This window comes from Aliivibrio sp. A6 (assembly GCF_028765505.1).
GTDB classification, from domain to species: domain Bacteria; phylum Pseudomonadota; class Gammaproteobacteria; order Enterobacterales; family Vibrionaceae; genus Aliivibrio; species Aliivibrio finisterrensis_A.
In genome coordinates this window covers 111382-126983 of sequence record NZ_JARACR010000009.1, presented here as the reverse complement: position 1 = coordinate 126983, position 15602 = coordinate 111382, and the positions used below count along the sequence as shown (strand labels likewise).

The following is a 15602-nucleotide window of genomic DNA, read 5'->3' as shown; positions in this document are numbered from 1 at the left end:
GGCTAACCCATAACAGGCTAGCCTTTAAAATTTAGTCTCGAAAAAAAGTATTAAGCGTATACAGGTAGACGCTTACAGATCTCTAACACTTTTGCTTTTGTCGCTTCGATAACAGACTCATCACCCATGTTGTCTAGAATGTCACACATCCAGCCAGCAAGTTCTTTCGCATCAGCTTCTGAGAAACCGCGACGAGTGATAGAAGGAGAACCAACACGGATACCAGAAGTAACAAACGGGCTACGTGGGTCATTGGGTACAGAGTTCTTGTTAACCGTAATGTTAGCTGAACCTAATGCAGCATCCGCTTCTTTACCTGTAATGTCTTTGTCGATTAAATCAACTAGGAACAGGTGGTTCTCTGTAGAACCTGAAACGATGTTGTAGCCACGTGCTAGGAACTCGGCAACCATTGCTTTTGCGTTAGCAACAACGCGTGCTTGGTATTCTTTAAACTCTGGCTCTAGTGCTTCTTTAAATGCAACCGCTTTACCAGCGATAACATGCATTAGAGGGCCACCTTGGCCGCCAGGGAATACTGCTGAGTTTAGTTTCTTATAAAGATCTTCGCCTTCGTTAGAAAGAATAAGACCACCACGAGGACCAGCAAGTGTTTTATGAGTCGTTGTTGTCACTACGTGAGCGTGTGGTACTGGGTTAGGGTAAACACCAGCAGCAATAAGACCCGCTACGTGAGCCATATCTACGAAGAAGTAAGCGCCAACTTTGTCTGCGATTTCACGCATACGCGCCCAATCACATACTTGAGAGTAAGCAGAAAAACCACCAATGATCATCTTAGGTTTATGTTCTACTGCTAGTGCTTCCATTTCTTCGTAATCAATTTGGCCAGCTTCATCAATGCCGTAAGGAATGATGTTGTAAAGCTTACCTGAGAAGTTTACTGGAGAACCATGAGTTAAGTGACCACCGTGAGCAAGGCTCATGCCTAAAACTGTATCACCAGCATTTAGAAGCGCCATGTAAACTGCATTGTTTGCTTGAGAGCCTGAGTGCGGTTGTACGTTTGCGTACTCTGCACCAAACAATTCACACGCACGATTAATAGCTAGTGTTTCCACTTTATCAACGAACTCACAACCACCGTAGTAACGCTTACCAGGGTAACCTTCTGCGTATTTGTTTGTTAATTGTGAACCTTGAGCTTCCATCACTCGTGGGCTAGTGTAGTTTTCAGAAGCAATCAGTTCGATATGCTCTTCTTGACGTACTGTTTCTTCCTGGATTGCTGCAAACAAGTCTGCATCGTAATCTGCAATGTTCATATCACGCTTAAGCATCTGTATCTCCTGACTCAGATAAATATAAAACCCAAAAATAGCCCAATGACGCAAACGATTACGTCACTAGTCTTAACTGCGATGTATTCTACATAATTTGATCTAGATCAGATACCCTAAATTACATATTTCTTTATGATTTTTGTTGAGGATTCCTCATTATCAACATGAATGGGATTCAATATGTGTCAATAATTTGCTTTACACTATGTAAAGGCTTTACTACAAATCTTCTCTTATATTTACCGACAATCGATTGCATAAATTTATAATCCTACTATTCTTGCGACCATTATTTTATTGGTACAAGAACAGACCCTGTCGTTATGGAAAAAATTAAACACACTCACAAGGAAGATGTCATTGCTATTCTGACAGGCACTTTCTTAGTCTCTCAAGGTATTTTCTTTTTGCAAGCCGCTCAACTCTTAACTGGGGGCACCACTGGATTGGCGCTATTATTGAGCCAAATGAGCGGTCTTAGTTTTGGTATTTTATATTTCACTTGTAACTTGCCATTCTATGCTCTGGCTTGGCAACGATTTGGGAAACAGTTTGCATTAACCAGTTTAATCTCTGGTGGTCTTGTTTCTATCATGACTGATCATTTGAATATGATGATCTCAGTGGATCACATTAATGATATTTATTGCGCCGTCGCGGGTGGTTTATTAATGGGATTAGGTATGCTTATTTTATTTAGGCATCGTTCTAGTTTAGGTGGTTTTAATGTCCTTTGCCTATTCATTCAAGAGAAGTTTGGAATATCGGTAGGTAAAGTTCAAATGGCGATCGATTTCTGCATCCTAAGTGCCTCCTTCTTCTTTATAACCCCTTGGTTATTGATTGTCTCTGTTCTTGGTGCCGTAGTATTAAATATCGTCCTTGCAATGAACCATAAACCTAATAGATACATTGTGACTTATGGGACGTAGTGCCTAACCATCACATTGAACGAAAAAAGGCGATGCGTTATTAATAGCATCGCCTTTTCTTTACTTATTTAATCACCGTACAATTCTTTAAAACTACACGACCTAAATCCAGCCGAGCTTCATCCCCTTTTCCGTGAAATACTATCGCAGCGCTAATATCAGGCATTCCATCATCTGAAATATACTTTATTCCTGATGCTGATACGGCACGCTTTAAAGCATAATCGTCTTTAGGTAATTGCAGTAATGCTTTGTCTTCATTAAACGTTATCTGAAAATTTTCACCACCATCGCACTGATAGTTAACTGGTTGCGCAGTTCCCATATCAGGCATTGTAGATGAACAACCAGCAAGTAATCCTAGGGCCGTAAAAGCCAATAATTTTTTCATGATTTTCTCTCATTCTTTTTTATTAACTATAGGATAAAACAAGCAAATACAGATGTTTCAAAAAAGATATTTATTTATATAAATGGCAAGCCACTTCATGCCCATTATCAGAAAGTTCGTGCCTTATCGGTTCTTTAGTGAAGCATTCTGCCTCTGCTTTTGGGCAACGAGTTGAAAATCGACATCCTTTGGGAGGATTAATAGGCGAAGGAACATCTCCTTTTAAAATAATCCGCTCCTTTCCTCTAAATCTAGGATGAGCAACAGGTATCGCAGACAGTAGCGCTTCAGTATAAGGGTGCTTTGGCGAGTGATATAAGGTTTCCGAATCACCATATTCAACAATTTTACCTAAGTACATGACTGCTACTTTGTCAGAGATGTGCTTCACAACTGATAAATCATGAGCAATAAAAATCAACGCTAAGTTCATCTCTTTTTGTAAGTCTAATAATAAATTCACTATCTGAGCTTGAACTGACACATCCAATGCAGACACTGATTCATCACACACTATTAATTTTGGTTTTAACGCTATGGCTCTTGCGATACCAATTCTTTGCTTTTGACCACCCGAGAACTCATGAGGATAACGCGTTGCTGCACTCGCAGGTAAACCGACTTTAATCAGCAAATCTTCCACCCATTGTTTACGCTCCTCAACTGTCCCCACTCCGTGAATAACAAAAGGCTCTTCTAAAATCATCTCTATCGTGTGTCTTGGGTTCAGAGACTCTGTAGGATCTTGAAAAATAATCTGCATTTCTTGGCGAAGTGACCGCATCTCTTTATTGCCAAGATCTGTAATATCATGACCTTCAAAGTATATACGCCCTGCTGTTGGTTCAAATAACTTCAGAAGGCTACGACCTAATGTACTTTTCCCACAACCAGATTCCCCGACAAGCCCAAGCGTTTCACCTTTATTAACACTCAGTGAAACCCCATCAACCGCATGAACTACATATCCCTTATTAAAGATCCCTTTTCCTGAATAAAAATACTGCTTAAGACCATCAATTTTTAATAATTCACTCATTTAACCACCTCATTACTGGCAATTAATTCATGAGTAAAATGGCAACTTACCTGATGCAATAAACCTACTTCACTCATGATTGGCACCTCAGTGTTACATATGTCTTGCTTGTATTTACAGCGTGTTGAAAATCGACAACCTGCTGGCATTTCATATAATGAAGGAACGGTTCCCTGAATGGTTTCAAGTTCTGTTTTTGGCTGCAAACTTAAACTCGGCATAGAAGACATCAGGCCTTGTGTGTATGGGTGCTTTGGATTATCAAACAATTCAAAAATACCCGCTTGTTCTGCCACTCTCCCTGCATACATCACGACAACTTCATCACAGATCTCAGCCACCACGCCAAGATCATGAGTAATAAAAATAATCGACATGCCCGTTTCATCTTGCAGCTTTTTCATTAACTCTAAAATCTGCGCCTGAATGGTGACATCTAACGCTGTCGTTGGCTCATCACAAATTAAAATGTCAGGTTCACATGCGAGGGCAATGGCGATCATGACACGCTGACGCATACCACCAGACAAATTATGGGGGTACTCATGAATCCGAGATTCCGGTGATGGGATGCCTACTTTTTCTAACATCTCTAAAGAATAGGCGAGGCGCTGTTTTTTATCTAAATCAGGACGGTGAAGTTCTAATACTTCGTTAATCTGCTTTCCTATGGTATGTACGGGGTTAAGTGCCGTCATTGGATCTTGGAAGATCATGGAGATACGATTACCACGCATTTCATATAATTTATCAGGACTTAGCTGAACCAAATCCGTCTCATTATATAAAATTCGCCCCCCGGCTACATTGCCATACGGCTTAGGTAATAACCCCATAATAGACATCGATGTGACACTTTTCCCACACCCTGATTCACCAACAATACCAATGGTTTTTCCTTTTGGTACTTGAAAGCTAACACCATCTAACACTCTTACTGTGCCATCATCAGTTTGAAACTCAGTCACTAGATCTTCTACTGATAAAACAATCTTTCTATCCATATGCATCTTCACTGTTTTTATTAGTATGTTGTCACTAGGAGATCCCTCTCCTAGCCTTTACGTTACTTAGTTAAACTTATAGTTTGTAAGTGTCATCAATGATGGTCACAGGCTCAAAGGTTTTGCCTGATTTCATTGCGGCTTTGGTTTCTTTCTTCGCTGCTTCATCAATCCAGAAGGTGCTGAATGTTTGAGAGAATCCCCAACCGTGGAATAAATACCCAGTCTGTTTAGTGGCCATATTTTCAGGTAACTTCATCCAACGCCAATAACCTGCACGTGCGTATGGCACCATATAACCCGGTACAATAACGTTAGCATCCGCAATCACTTGTTGGATCTTGCGAGAAAGCGCTCGTTTTTTCTCAATATCAAATTCATTTTTGAATGAGTCGATCAAACTATCTAGCTCTGGAGAGGTGAAATTAGTGAAATGGTTAGTTTGTGGTTTATTGGCATTATCTGAGTGGAAATATTCCCAATAGGCAGGAATGTCGCCTGTGCCCATATTATGGAAAGAGATATCGTGCTTTTTCTCAAGTACATATTTAAACATACTTGAGCCATCAATAAGATTCAGCTCAAGATCCAGCCCTGCCAATTTTGCCTGCTCTTTTAATACCGCAACACGAGGAGTGAAAGATTGTTGAGAATAAGTGACGGCAAAACTTAGACGCTCCCCCTTATCGTTAACACGAATACCATCAGAGCCGACCTTAGTGAATCCCGCTTGCTCAAAATATTCGATGGCTTTTTTAGCATCAAACTTAGGCGCTTTAATCTCTGTATTGTCATAACCAATATGACCAAATCCCATTCCATTTGGCTTACGAGAATAATCCCCACGAAGGACTTTCTCTATCATCATGTCAAAGTCGGTCGCATACATAATGCCTTTACGAACATTAATATCGTTCAGCATTGGTTTTGCCGTATTCAACCATAGTCCACCAGCTCCCACTGGCGCTTGGTTAAACACCCATGCTTTTTGTATGTACCCATTTTGATAGTTTTTGCCGGAAGATTTTTCATGCCAAAGATCAGGACGAACCAAATCAAACGAATCTAAATTGCCTTTTTCAAAATGCTTTAGCGCAATATCAGCATCGCGGATCACCTTGATATTAATTTTTTCTACGTTGTAACGATGTTGGTTATACTTATTTTCATAACCCCACCAACCTTCACCCACGTGTTTAAAGGTAATGTTTTTACCCTTTTTAATTTTATCAATATAGTAAGGTCCTGTGACAGGCTCTGGCTTGAAGTTGTATTTACGAACAAATTTATCATCAATGCCATCGTTATTTTTATCCACCTTTGGCTTACCATAAAAATGTTCTGGTCGAGGCATTAAATTGGTGTACTCAATCAATTCATCACGGTTACGAGCTTTGGCAGAAACAATACCTACCGTATTTTTATCAAAGGTAATGATGTCCGCAATTTCATTGGTAAAAAAGTCATTATACCAAGGGGCAACAATGTCTGTTGAACGCATCAACTTAAGCATAAACTGATAATCATCCGCGGTGACAGGCTTACCATCACTCCATGTCGCTTTAGGATTTAATTTAAAATAAACCGTCTTATTATCATCACCAAACGCCCATGACTGAGCTAACCCTGGAAGCCACTCTCCCGTATTAGGGTGTTTAATCAATGGTGGTAGATTTGCTTCTAAAATCCACGCTCTAAAAGCCCCATTAGAGTCAGGCCCAACGGTTCGAAAAGTTTGTGGGAAACTTAACGTGTAGGTTCGATACGAACCACCATAGGTTGCGTCAGAAGAGGCGAATGTGGGTGCGGTATCATTGGTTTGCCACTGTAAATTATCAGGCAACTCCGCTGAAAATACGTGAGAGCTAAATAACGCAGCGGTAGATAGTGCTAATATCGTGAGCTTTTTATTCATAATTATCGATTCCTTTCTTTTTATTATCTCTATTTTCGATATGGCCTAGGTTCCTGCTTTCCATCAACCTAGATTAATAGTTAATACTTAAACGTATCGGGTGTGTTTTTTTGGATCGAAGGCTTCACGTATCCCCTCCCCAATAAAGGTCACCATAATTAATACCGTAACAATCGCAGTCACAACCGAGCTTGCTATCCATGGTGAATCTAAATTTGATTTTCCTTGCTGTAATAATTCTCCCCAACTTGGCGTTGGCGGCATTAAACCGAGCCCTAGGTAGTCCAAAGCAGTAAGAGCGGTGATATTTGCGACAATAGTAAATGGCGCTAAAGTAACAATCATAACCATGGTATTTGGCAAAATATGATGGAATAAAATTCGACTATTGGACGCACCTAGGGCTTTGGCTGCCATTACGTATTCACGAGCCTTTTCTTTATAGGTCATGGTTCGCATATACCATGTCATTCCCATCCAGCCAAACATGACATTAATTAAGGTAAACAACATAAAGCTGGGCTTCATAATTGATACCAATATCATGATGACGTATAAGAAAGGCACCATAGACCAAATTTCAATAAAGCGTTGAAAAAACAGATCGAACTTGCCACCAAAGAACCCCATCGCACAACCAACAGATACGCCAATTGCGTAAGATATTGCCAAGGTAATTAAGGCGAATCCCATGGCAATTCGAAAGCCATAAACCAATCGCGACACAATATCTCGACCAATCGTATCGGTGCCTAAATAATGCTGACCTTCAAGACTGGGCTCTGTAGGAGGAAAATCCCCTGAAAAATCTTGTTCATAAGGATTCCATGGAACAATAGGCATAATAACGAAGTTACCCTGCTCTTCTTGTTCAAACTTAATTTTCAACTCTCTGTAATTGGTTTCATGAACATAATCTAAACCAAAGGTCTCTCCAGATTTTACGTCACCATAGGTTGGAAAATACCACTCTCCTTGATAACTCACCAATAACGCTCTGCTATTAACGAACACTTCAGCAAAGATAGAAAGTACCAGTAATAAAGACAAAATAAGAAATGACCAATAACCACGTTTTATCGCCTTAAAACGTTGAACTTTCTTTTGCGTCAGTGGACTTAAATTTAATATCAACGTCATAATTAAGCTCCAAACTTCACGCGTGGATCAACCACTGCAACACACACATCAGATAAAATATTGCCTAGCATCAGCATCATGGCGTTAATGGCAAACAACCCCATAACGACTGGGTAATCTCGCTCCATAATCGCTTCGTAACCGAGTAAGCCAATACCATCAATATTGAAAATAACCTCAATGAGAAATGAACCCGTCATAAAAAACATCAGTGAATTCCCAAAGTGACTCGCAACAGGGATCAAACTATTACGTAAGGCGTGTTTACGAACGGCTTTTCTAAATGGCAACCCTTTAGCAATGGCAGTACGAACATAATCCGCCGCTAAGTTTTCCATTAAGTTATTCTTCATCGTCATCGTAAGTAGAGCAAAATCACCGATGAGATAACAAAATAGAGGTAATACGGCATGCCACATAATGTCTTTTATTTGTTCAAAAGCGCCGAAATCATCAAAGTCATCACCAACAAAACCTCCCATTGGAAACCATTCTAATTGATAGCTAAATAAACTAATTAAGAACACACCAATGACGTAACCCGGCAAAGCAAAACCAACAAAAATAGCAATGGAAGACGTGGAATCAAGAATAGAGCCGTGCTTTAACGCTTTTAAATAACCGAGTGGAATGGAAATAAGATAACTGAGTAGAAAGGTCATTCCTCCATAAAAGAGAGAAACAGGTAAGCGCTCAGCAATCATATCCCATACGGGTTCGTAATAACGGGTCGATTCACCAAGATCAAGCACTACTAATTTTGTTAACCAATCATAATAGGCTTCAAAAACGGGCTTATCTAAACCATAAAACGCATTAAGCTCGGCGATTTGATCTTCTGATAAGGCATTATTTCCATCAGTTACACTGCTCGTTCCACCCGTTTCAGCGCTTCCCTGCATTTGTAAGCTCAGAAGCATACGCTCTACAGGGCCACCGGGAACAAAACGCGTTAACGCAAAAATAAGTAAGGTAATACCAATGAAGGTTGGGACAACCAATAAAAGTCGTCTAAGTAGGTAAGATATCATCCGTGACTATTGCTCCAAATCCAATCTGCAGACTCCGCTGCATTTATTTTTTTATAATAGTTTTATTAACTTAGCTCAATAGTATGCCAACTACAATCCGGTCTATTGAGAGTGTAAGCGAGTTAACAGTTTGCAGAATAGTGAAAGGATTAGAAAGAAAAAGACAAGAATTTGACACTTTTGTTAAGAAAGTGTCACAAAATAAACCTCTTTGGATTAGATTATCTATCTAAATAGAAGAGAAATATTAAAGCAAGCAAATTACTGAAAAGGGATCTCACTCAAATGAGAAAGGATTTCTTGCTGTTGTTCATCCGTTAATAAATCCCATGTATTCACAGTCTCATCTACGGGCGTTTTTTGATGACATAGAGCCTTTGGCTGATCATTACCTAAAAGCAGATTTGAACTTTTATCAACATTATTCATAACAACCACCTTAGTTTACAACTCTACTCATTGAGTTATTTAAAATCCATTTACATAATTAACTTTAAGTAAATTTCTATAATAAAGATACACCCTTTAGCTCTTAAAAGTAAGACAGAAAGAAAAAGCTATTTTAAAACAAAGTAATAACATAAAAAAACGCCTACAGACTTCTCCATAGGCGCTTAATTACATTCTATTTTCTGATTAACTTAGATAAAAAAACACCTAAGCAAAAAGGAACTTAGGCACATCAGCAATACTATCAAGTACCGTAGTTGCTAACGCTTCACCTTCTTCAGTTACTGGTTTACCGGTACGAACAAGGATACGAGTACCAACACCCGCAGCTTGTGCTGCCATCATGTCTTCTTTCTTATCGCCGATCATGACCGAGTTTTCCATATCGATGTCTAGGAAACTCTGTGCTGAGTTAAACATCCCTGGATTTGGTTTGCGGCAATCGCACTCTTCTTTGTATTTTTCTACTGTTGCTTCTGGGTGATGCGGACAATAATAGATACCATCAAAATCAATACCGTGATCAGCAAAGTTCCAATCCATCCATTCAGTTAGGATTTCAAATTGCTCTTCAGTAAACATACCACGAGCAATTCCCGATTGGTTTGTTACTAATACAAGTAGGTAACCCATGTCTTTGCATTTTTTAACGGCATCAAATACACCATCAATATATTCAAAGTCATCACGCTTATGAACATAGCCACGATCAACGTTAATGACGCCATCTCTATCAATAAATACCGCTGGTTTGGACAAGGTGAAACCCTCTAAATAGTCAAATCGGTTAATAAAAAATTATCGCACGCTTTTGCTTTCTTAGCATCATAATTTATACGTTTAGCCGTCTAGACGTAAAAATACCTATTGACTTAAATCAATATCCGAAATAGCATCAGTAGGATATAAAAAATGAGAGATCGCTCAGATTTTTTAACCTTGGTTATCTTTCTATTTACACTGGCTTTCTATTTACATTAGCTCCCTATTTAAAAATGCAGTTCAAGGCGAATCATGATTGAAATAAACCGCGTTAATAAGGTGTTTTATCAAGGTGCAAAGGAAATTAATGCCCTTAAAGATATTAACCTACATATTGCCCAAGGCACCATCTTTGGTGTAATTGGCTCATCAGGTGCAGGGAAAAGTACGCTGATACGCTGTGTAAACATGTTAGAGAAGCCAACTAATGGTGAAGTGATTGTTGATGGTGTTGATTTAACAAAACTGTCTTCAAGCGAGTTAAGCAAAGCACGCCGCAATATCGGAATGATTTTCCAACACTTTAACCTTCTTGCTTCACGAACTGTATTTGAAAACGTAGCTCTACCTCTAGAGTTAGCGGGAAAATCAAAACAAGAGATCAAGAAAAAAGTCACTGAGCTATTAGATTTGGTTGGCTTAGAAGATAAGCACCACACTTATCCTGCAAATCTTAGTGGCGGTCAAAAGCAACGTGTTGCTATCGCTCGTGCGCTTTCAACAGATCCAAAAGTACTGCTTTGTGATGAAGCAACCAGTGCGCTTGATCCTGCAACAACAAAGTCAATTCTAGAGCTAATCAAAGATCTAAATCGAAAATTAAATATTACTATCCTAATCATTACCCATGAAATGGAAGTCGTAAAAAATATCTGTCATGAAGTGGCGATTATCGGTGGCGGTGAGTTAGTTGAAAAAGGCATTGTGAGCGATATTTTTGCTCATCCTAAGACCAAACTTGCACAAGAGTTTATTCGTGCAACATTAGATTTATCAATTCCTGATGATTTCAAATCTCGTCTACAAGAAACCTATGTAGAAGGCAGTTACCCTCTTATTCGTTTGGAATTTACTGGTGCCAGTGTTGACGCCCCTGTTATTAGCCAGATCTCTCGTGAATTTGACATTGATATCAGTATCTTAAATGCAGATATCGATTATGCTGGTGGCGTTAAATTTGGCCTTATGCTAGCGGAATTTTTCGGTAACCCTGAATCAACAGCGCAAGCAATTGCATTCTTACGCAATCATCACGTAAAAGTAGAGGTATTAGGTTATGTCATTTGATGTGATTTCTGCATGGCTTGATTTAAACAGCAAGCTGTTATTAAACGCAACAGGCGAAACCCTTTATATGGTTGCGGTTGCTGGTATTGTTGGTTTTGCTATTGGTATCCCTCTTGGTGTTGTTTTACACATCACTAAAAAAGGCGGACTAATGGAGAACACGGCGTTTAACAGCGTACTTGGCGCTATTGTAAACGTAGGTCGTTCAGTACCTTTCTTGGTTCTAATGGTTGCCATTATTCCGGTAACAAAATTGATTGTTGGTAGCTTTATTGGTACGACAGCAGCAATTGTTCCACTAACTATTGGTGCTATCCCATTTGTGGCTCGTCTGATTGAAGGCGCATTAATTGAAGTACCAAGTGGCTTAGTTGAAGCAGCACAATCTATGGGCGCAACACCGCTACAAATTATTACTAAAGTATTGCTTCCTGAAGCACTACCAACAATCTTAAATGCAGTGACTATCACTCTAGTAACGCTAGTTAGCTACTCTGCAATGGCAGGTACGGTTGGCGGCGGCGGTTTAGGTGATGTTGCTATTCGATATGGTTTCCACCGTTATGATTTAACTATCATGGCTGTGACTGTTGTAATGCTGATTGTTTTGGTTCAAATCATTCAATCTGTTGGTGATTCTTTAGTTAAAAAAGTCGATCACCGTTAATTTTATTTAATATGGAATTCATTTTTAAGGAGTAAATAATGAAATTGAATCTAAAAAAACTGGCAGCAGTTGCTGGCCTAGCATCAACACTTATCCTAACTGGCTGTGGTCAAGAAGAAGCAAACACAAACTCAATTAAAGTGGGTGTAATGGCGGGTGCTGAAGCGCAAGTTGCTGAGGTTGCAGCTAAAGTGGCAAAAGAGCAATACGGTCTTGATGTTGAATTAGTAACTTTTACCGATTACGTAACACCAAACGCAGCATTGGATGATGGTTCTATTGACCTAAATGCATTCCAACACAAACCATACCTAGATCAACAAGTGACTGATCGTGGTTACAAAATTGAAATCGCTGGTAATTCATTTGTTTACCCAATTGCTGGTTACTCTAAGCAAGTAACTTCAGTTGACCAAATTGAAGATGGTGCACGTATTGCGGTACCAAACGATCCAACGAACCTTGGTCGTTCTTTACTTCTTCTTCAAGAACAAGGGCTAATCACATTACGTGATGGTTCTGGTCTTGCTGCAACGGTTCGTGATATTACGGCTAACCCTAAAAACATCACTATTGTTGAGTTGGATGCAGCACAGCTTCCTCGCTCTCTTGATGATGTAGCACTGTCTGTAATCAACACAACTTACGCAAGTAGCCTAAACCTTACACCTGAGAAAGATGGCATCTTTGTTGAAGATAAAGACTCTCCGTATGTAAACCTAATTGTTGGTCGTACTGACAACGTAAACACTGAAAACGTAAAAACGTTTGTTAAAGCGTACCAATCAGAAGAAGTTTACCAAGCAGCACTTAAAACATTTAAAGGTGGCGTAGTTAAAGGTTGGTAATCCCCTTCTTTTAATAAGCTAACCTACAAAAGGTTGACGTGAGAGCGTCAACCTTTTTTAATATCTAAAGATTATTATTCATAAAGAATACTTCAATGACTTATCACATCGATCCTGTTGGTTTTATCCAATCACCTTACAAAGAAAAGTTTGCCGTTCCTCGTCAACCTCGCTTAGCACCTAGCGCCACATCTCGCCTAAAATTAGTGGGAGAGGCTAATTCACCAGAAGCCGTTCGTGGAATTGAGCAGTTCTCTCATCTATGGTTATTGTTCTTATTTGACCAAAACTTAGAGGCGGGATGGAGACCAACGGTTCGTCCACCACGTTTGGGAGGCAACGAGCGCATTGGTGTGTTTGCTTCACGTGCGACCTTTCGTCCCAATGGCATTGGTATGTCAGCCGTCGAATTAAAAGGCGTGGTTCAAGAAGGTAATCAAACCTATTTAGAATTGGGCAGCATTGATTTGGTGGATAACACACCAATCATAGACATCAAACCTTACATCCCCTATTCCGATTCTATCCCTGATGCACTCGGTGGTTTTGCAGAGAAAGAACCTGATGTTCTTAATGTGTATTTATCAATAGAGGCCCAAAAATCACTTAGTTCACACCCACAGAAAGCGCAGATAGAAGCGGTCATAAAAGAGGTTCTTGGACAAGATCCACGACCAGCTTATAAAAAAGGGAAAGCTGATAACAAAGAATATGCGGTAAATTTGTTTGATTTGAACGTAAAATTCACTGTAGATAGCAATTCGATCACGGTAACTGCAATTGATCGCTTTTGAGATCGCTTTTAGGCTGATATCATAGAAAGCTTAATTTTAGATTGATCCTGTTCTCATTAAAGAACATACCATAACTAAGATTGAACTCTCGATTTAACTGTTTAAGTCGAGCTATTCCAATATTCATAACTAACAAATGGATGAAAACATGCGCACTAGCAAATACCTTCTTTCAACACTGAAGGAGACTCCAAACGACGCAGAAGTAGTTAGCCACCAGCTAATGCTACGTGCAGGTATGATCCGTCGTCTAGCTTCAGGTTTATATACTTGGCTACCGACTGGTCTACGTGTATTGCGTAAAGTCGAAAACATCGTTCGTCAAGAGATCGACAATGCAGGTGCAATCGAAACTTTGATGCCCGTAGTTCAACCGTTTGAGCTTTGGGAAGAAACAGGCCGTTCTGAAAAGATGGGTCCTGAGCTTCTTCGCTTTACTGACCGTCATGTTCGTCCGTTTGTACTTAGCCCAACAGCTGAAGAAGTTATCACGAGCCTTGTTCGTAACGAAGTTAACTCTTACAAGCAACTTCCACTAAACTTGTACCAAATCCAGACTAAATTCCGTGATGAACGTCGCCCACGTTTTGGCGTTATGCGTGCACGTGAATTCTGCATGATGGATGCGTACAGCTTTGATATCGATAAAGAAGGCCTACAAAAGTCTTACGATGCAATGCACGATGCTTACTGTAAAGCCTTCGACCGTATGGGTCTTGAGTACCGTCCAGTATTGGCTGACTCAGGCGCTATCGGCGGCAGTGGTTCTCAAGAGTTCCACGTACTTGCTGAAAGCGGCGAAGATTTAATCGCATTCTCAACAGAATCTGATTACGCAGCTAACATCGAAAAAGCAGAAGCTCTAGCACCAACAACTGAACGTGCTGCTCCTACTCAAGAGATGACAACGGTTGATACACCAAACGCAAAAACAATTGCAGAATTGGTTGAGCAACACGGTATCGCGATTGAAAAAACAGTTAAGACATTATTTGTTAAAGCATCTGATGAAATTGACGCTGATATCATCGCTCTTATCATCCGTGGTGATCACGAACTTAACGAAGTTAAAGCTGAAAACCTAAAAGAAGTTGCTTCTCCACTAGAGATGGCTGACGAAGCACAACTTCGTGACCTAATCGGCGCTGGTGCTGGTTCTCTTGGTCCTGTAGGCCTAGAACTGCCATTCATCGTTGACCGCTCTGTTGCAGTAATGAGTGACTTTGGTACAGGCGCAAACATCGATGGTAAGCACTTCTTTGGTGTTAACTGGGAGCGTGATGTACAGCTTGGTCAAGTTGAAGATCTACGTAACGTTGTTGAAGGCGATCTAAGCCCATGTGGTCAAGGTACTCTACAACTGAAACGCGGCATCGAAGTCGGTCACATCTTCCAATTAGGCACAGCCTACTCAGAAGCAATGAACTGTGGCGTGCTTGATGCTAACGGTAAAAACTCTATCCTTGAGATGGGTTGTTACGGTATTGGTGTTTCACGTGTTGTTGCATCAGCTATCGAGCAAAACAACGACGAATACGGCATTGTATGGCCAGAAGCGCTTGCACCATTTACGGTTGCTATCGTACCGATGAACATGCACAAATCTGAGCGCGTTAAAGAAGCAGCAGAAAAACTGTATGCAGAACTAACAGCAATGGGCATCGATGTACTATTTGATGACCGTAAAGAGCGTCCAGGTGTTATGTTTAAAGACATCGAGCTTATCGGTATTCCACATACGGTTGTTATTGGCGACCGTAGCATGGATGAAGGTAACTTCGAATATAAAAACCGTCGTGCAAACAGCAAAGAAGTGGTTGAAATTGCAAACATCGTTGAGCACATTAAAGCTCAATTAAGCTAATTTCATCACCTTTTAAATACCAAAGGCTAAGTAGATTTACTTAGCCTTTTTTATATCCATGAAATAATGTTACTTTTACTCATTTATTTCTTGATTACTTTACATCTACTGATAGAATCCGCAGCAACAAGATCGCTCTCTTTTTTTACCGTTGTTCTACGGCTTGCGATTTTT

Annotated in this window: 15 protein-coding genes; 6 read left to right on the top strand and 9 right to left on the bottom strand. The window is 40.0% G+C overall.

All coding sequences use genetic code 11. The features are described from left to right. Positions 1–50: 50 nt before the first annotated feature. On the bottom strand, positions 51–1301 hold the full coding sequence (glyA, locus tag PVK70_RS07845; RefSeq protein WP_130047211.1) for a serine hydroxymethyltransferase: 1251 nt from the start codon (positions 1299–1301) through the stop codon (positions 51–53). A gap of 326 nt (positions 1302–1627) precedes the next feature. Between glyA and PVK70_RS07840 the strand changes: the two genes are divergently transcribed. After that, on the top strand, positions 1628–2236 hold the full coding sequence (locus tag PVK70_RS07840) for a YitT family protein (RefSeq protein WP_130047212.1): 609 nt from the start codon (positions 1628–1630) through the stop codon (positions 2234–2236). Between the two features lie 64 nt (positions 2237–2300). On the opposite strand, the gene PVK70_RS07835 is transcribed toward PVK70_RS07840, so the two are convergent. From PVK70_RS07835 to gmhB, 8 genes are all read right to left on the bottom strand, one after another. Continuing rightward, positions 2301–2627 carry an MliC family protein gene (locus PVK70_RS07835; protein WP_130047213.1) on the bottom strand — a complete coding sequence of 109 codons (327 nt, stop codon included), beginning with the start codon at positions 2625–2627 and terminating at the stop codon, positions 2301–2303. Between the two features lie 70 nt (positions 2628–2697). Next, positions 2698–3666, bottom strand: a complete 969-nt coding sequence (locus PVK70_RS07830) for an ABC transporter ATP-binding protein (RefSeq protein WP_130047214.1) — start codon at positions 3664–3666, stop codon at positions 2698–2700. Then, positions 3663–4670, bottom strand: a complete 1008-nt coding sequence (locus PVK70_RS07825; protein ID WP_130047215.1) for an ABC transporter ATP-binding protein — start codon at positions 4668–4670, stop codon at positions 3663–3665. The genes PVK70_RS07830 and PVK70_RS07825 overlap by 4 nt, the downstream gene beginning before the upstream one ends. A gap of 76 nt (positions 4671–4746) precedes the next feature. Then, complete coding sequence (locus PVK70_RS07820) at positions 4747–6585, bottom strand: extracellular solute-binding protein (RefSeq protein WP_165367131.1); 1839 nt, start codon at positions 6583–6585, stop codon at positions 4747–4749. 87 nt (positions 6586–6672) lie between these two features. Beyond that, positions 6673–7716 carry an ABC transporter permease gene (locus PVK70_RS07815; protein ID WP_207215690.1) on the bottom strand — a complete coding sequence of 348 codons (1044 nt, stop codon included), beginning with the start codon at positions 7714–7716 and terminating at the stop codon, positions 6673–6675. Between the two features lie 11 nt (positions 7717–7727). Next, positions 7728–8756 carry an ABC transporter permease subunit gene (locus tag PVK70_RS07810; protein WP_130044718.1) on the bottom strand — a complete coding sequence of 343 codons (1029 nt, stop codon included), beginning with the start codon at positions 8754–8756 and terminating at the stop codon, positions 7728–7730. A gap of 261 nt (positions 8757–9017) precedes the next feature. After that, entirely contained in the window at positions 9018–9185 is a 168-nt protein-coding gene (locus PVK70_RS07805) for a hypothetical protein (protein ID WP_130047218.1), read from the bottom strand. Positions 9186–9413: 228 nt separating this feature from the next. Next, a complete protein-coding gene (gene gmhB / locus PVK70_RS07800) occupies positions 9414–9965 on the bottom strand; it encodes a D-glycero-beta-D-manno-heptose 1,7-bisphosphate 7-phosphatase (protein ID WP_130047219.1) in 552 nt (183 codons plus the stop codon). Between the two features lie 255 nt (positions 9966–10220). Here gmhB and metN point away from each other — a divergent pair, with 255 nt between their 5' ends. The 5 genes from metN (at position 10221) to PVK70_RS07775 (ending at position 15428) form a co-directional block, all read left to right on the top strand. After that, positions 10221–11255, top strand: a complete 1035-nt coding sequence (gene metN, locus PVK70_RS07795) for a methionine ABC transporter ATP-binding protein MetN (protein ID WP_130047220.1) — start codon at positions 10221–10223, stop codon at positions 11253–11255. After that, positions 11245–11922: a methionine ABC transporter permease gene (locus PVK70_RS07790; RefSeq protein WP_130047221.1), complete on the top strand. Its 678-nt coding sequence runs from the start codon at positions 11245–11247 to the stop codon at positions 11920–11922. The genes metN and PVK70_RS07790 overlap by 11 nt, the downstream gene beginning before the upstream one ends. A gap of 38 nt (positions 11923–11960) precedes the next feature. Continuing rightward, positions 11961–12770: a MetQ/NlpA family lipoprotein gene (locus PVK70_RS07785; RefSeq protein ID WP_130047222.1), complete on the top strand. Its 810-nt coding sequence runs from the start codon at positions 11961–11963 to the stop codon at positions 12768–12770. Between the two features lie 95 nt (positions 12771–12865). Further along, positions 12866–13564: a tRNA (N6-threonylcarbamoyladenosine(37)-N6)-methyltransferase TrmO gene (tsaA, locus tag PVK70_RS07780; protein WP_165367132.1), complete on the top strand. Its 699-nt coding sequence runs from the start codon at positions 12866–12868 to the stop codon at positions 13562–13564. Positions 13565–13712: 148 nt separating this feature from the next. Beyond that, positions 13713–15428, top strand: a complete 1716-nt coding sequence (locus PVK70_RS07775; RefSeq protein ID WP_130047224.1) for a proline--tRNA ligase — start codon at positions 13713–13715, stop codon at positions 15426–15428. Positions 15429–15602: the final 174 nt, after the last annotated feature.

Excerpts from the sequence above, each read along its gene's own strand:
- glyA (WP_130047211.1), bottom strand. The coding sequence starts at position 1,301 with ATGCTTAAGCGTGATATGAACATTGCAGATTACGATGCAGACTTGTTT.
- PVK70_RS07840 (WP_130047212.1), top strand. The coding sequence starts at position 1,628 with ATGGAAAAAATTAAACACACTCACAAGGAAGATGTCATTGCTATTCTG.
- PVK70_RS07835 (WP_130047213.1), bottom strand. The coding sequence starts at position 2,627 with ATGAAAAAATTATTGGCTTTTACGGCCCTAGGATTACTTGCTGGTTGT.
- PVK70_RS07830 (WP_130047214.1), bottom strand. The coding sequence starts at position 3,666 with ATGAGTGAATTATTAAAAATTGATGGTCTTAAGCAGTATTTTTATTCA.
- PVK70_RS07825 (WP_130047215.1), bottom strand. The coding sequence starts at position 4,670 with ATGGATAGAAAGATTGTTTTATCAGTAGAAGATCTAGTGACTGAGTTT.
- PVK70_RS07820 (WP_165367131.1), bottom strand. The coding sequence starts at position 6,585 with ATGAATAAAAAGCTCACGATATTAGCACTATCTACCGCTGCGTTATTT.
- PVK70_RS07810 (WP_130044718.1), bottom strand. The coding sequence starts at position 8,756 with ATGATATCTTACCTACTTAGACGACTTTTATTGGTTGTCCCAACCTTC.
- PVK70_RS07805 (WP_130047218.1), bottom strand. The coding sequence starts at position 9,185 with ATGAATAATGTTGATAAAAGTTCAAATCTGCTTTTAGGTAATGATCAG.
- metN (WP_130047220.1), top strand. The coding sequence starts at position 10,221 with ATGATTGAAATAAACCGCGTTAATAAGGTGTTTTATCAAGGTGCAAAG.
- PVK70_RS07790 (WP_130047221.1), top strand. The coding sequence starts at position 11,245 with ATGTCATTTGATGTGATTTCTGCATGGCTTGATTTAAACAGCAAGCTG.
- PVK70_RS07785 (WP_130047222.1), top strand. The coding sequence starts at position 11,961 with ATGAAATTGAATCTAAAAAAACTGGCAGCAGTTGCTGGCCTAGCATCA.
- tsaA (WP_165367132.1), top strand. The coding sequence starts at position 12,866 with ATGACTTATCACATCGATCCTGTTGGTTTTATCCAATCACCTTACAAA.
- PVK70_RS07775 (WP_130047224.1), top strand. The coding sequence starts at position 13,713 with ATGCGCACTAGCAAATACCTTCTTTCAACACTGAAGGAGACTCCAAAC.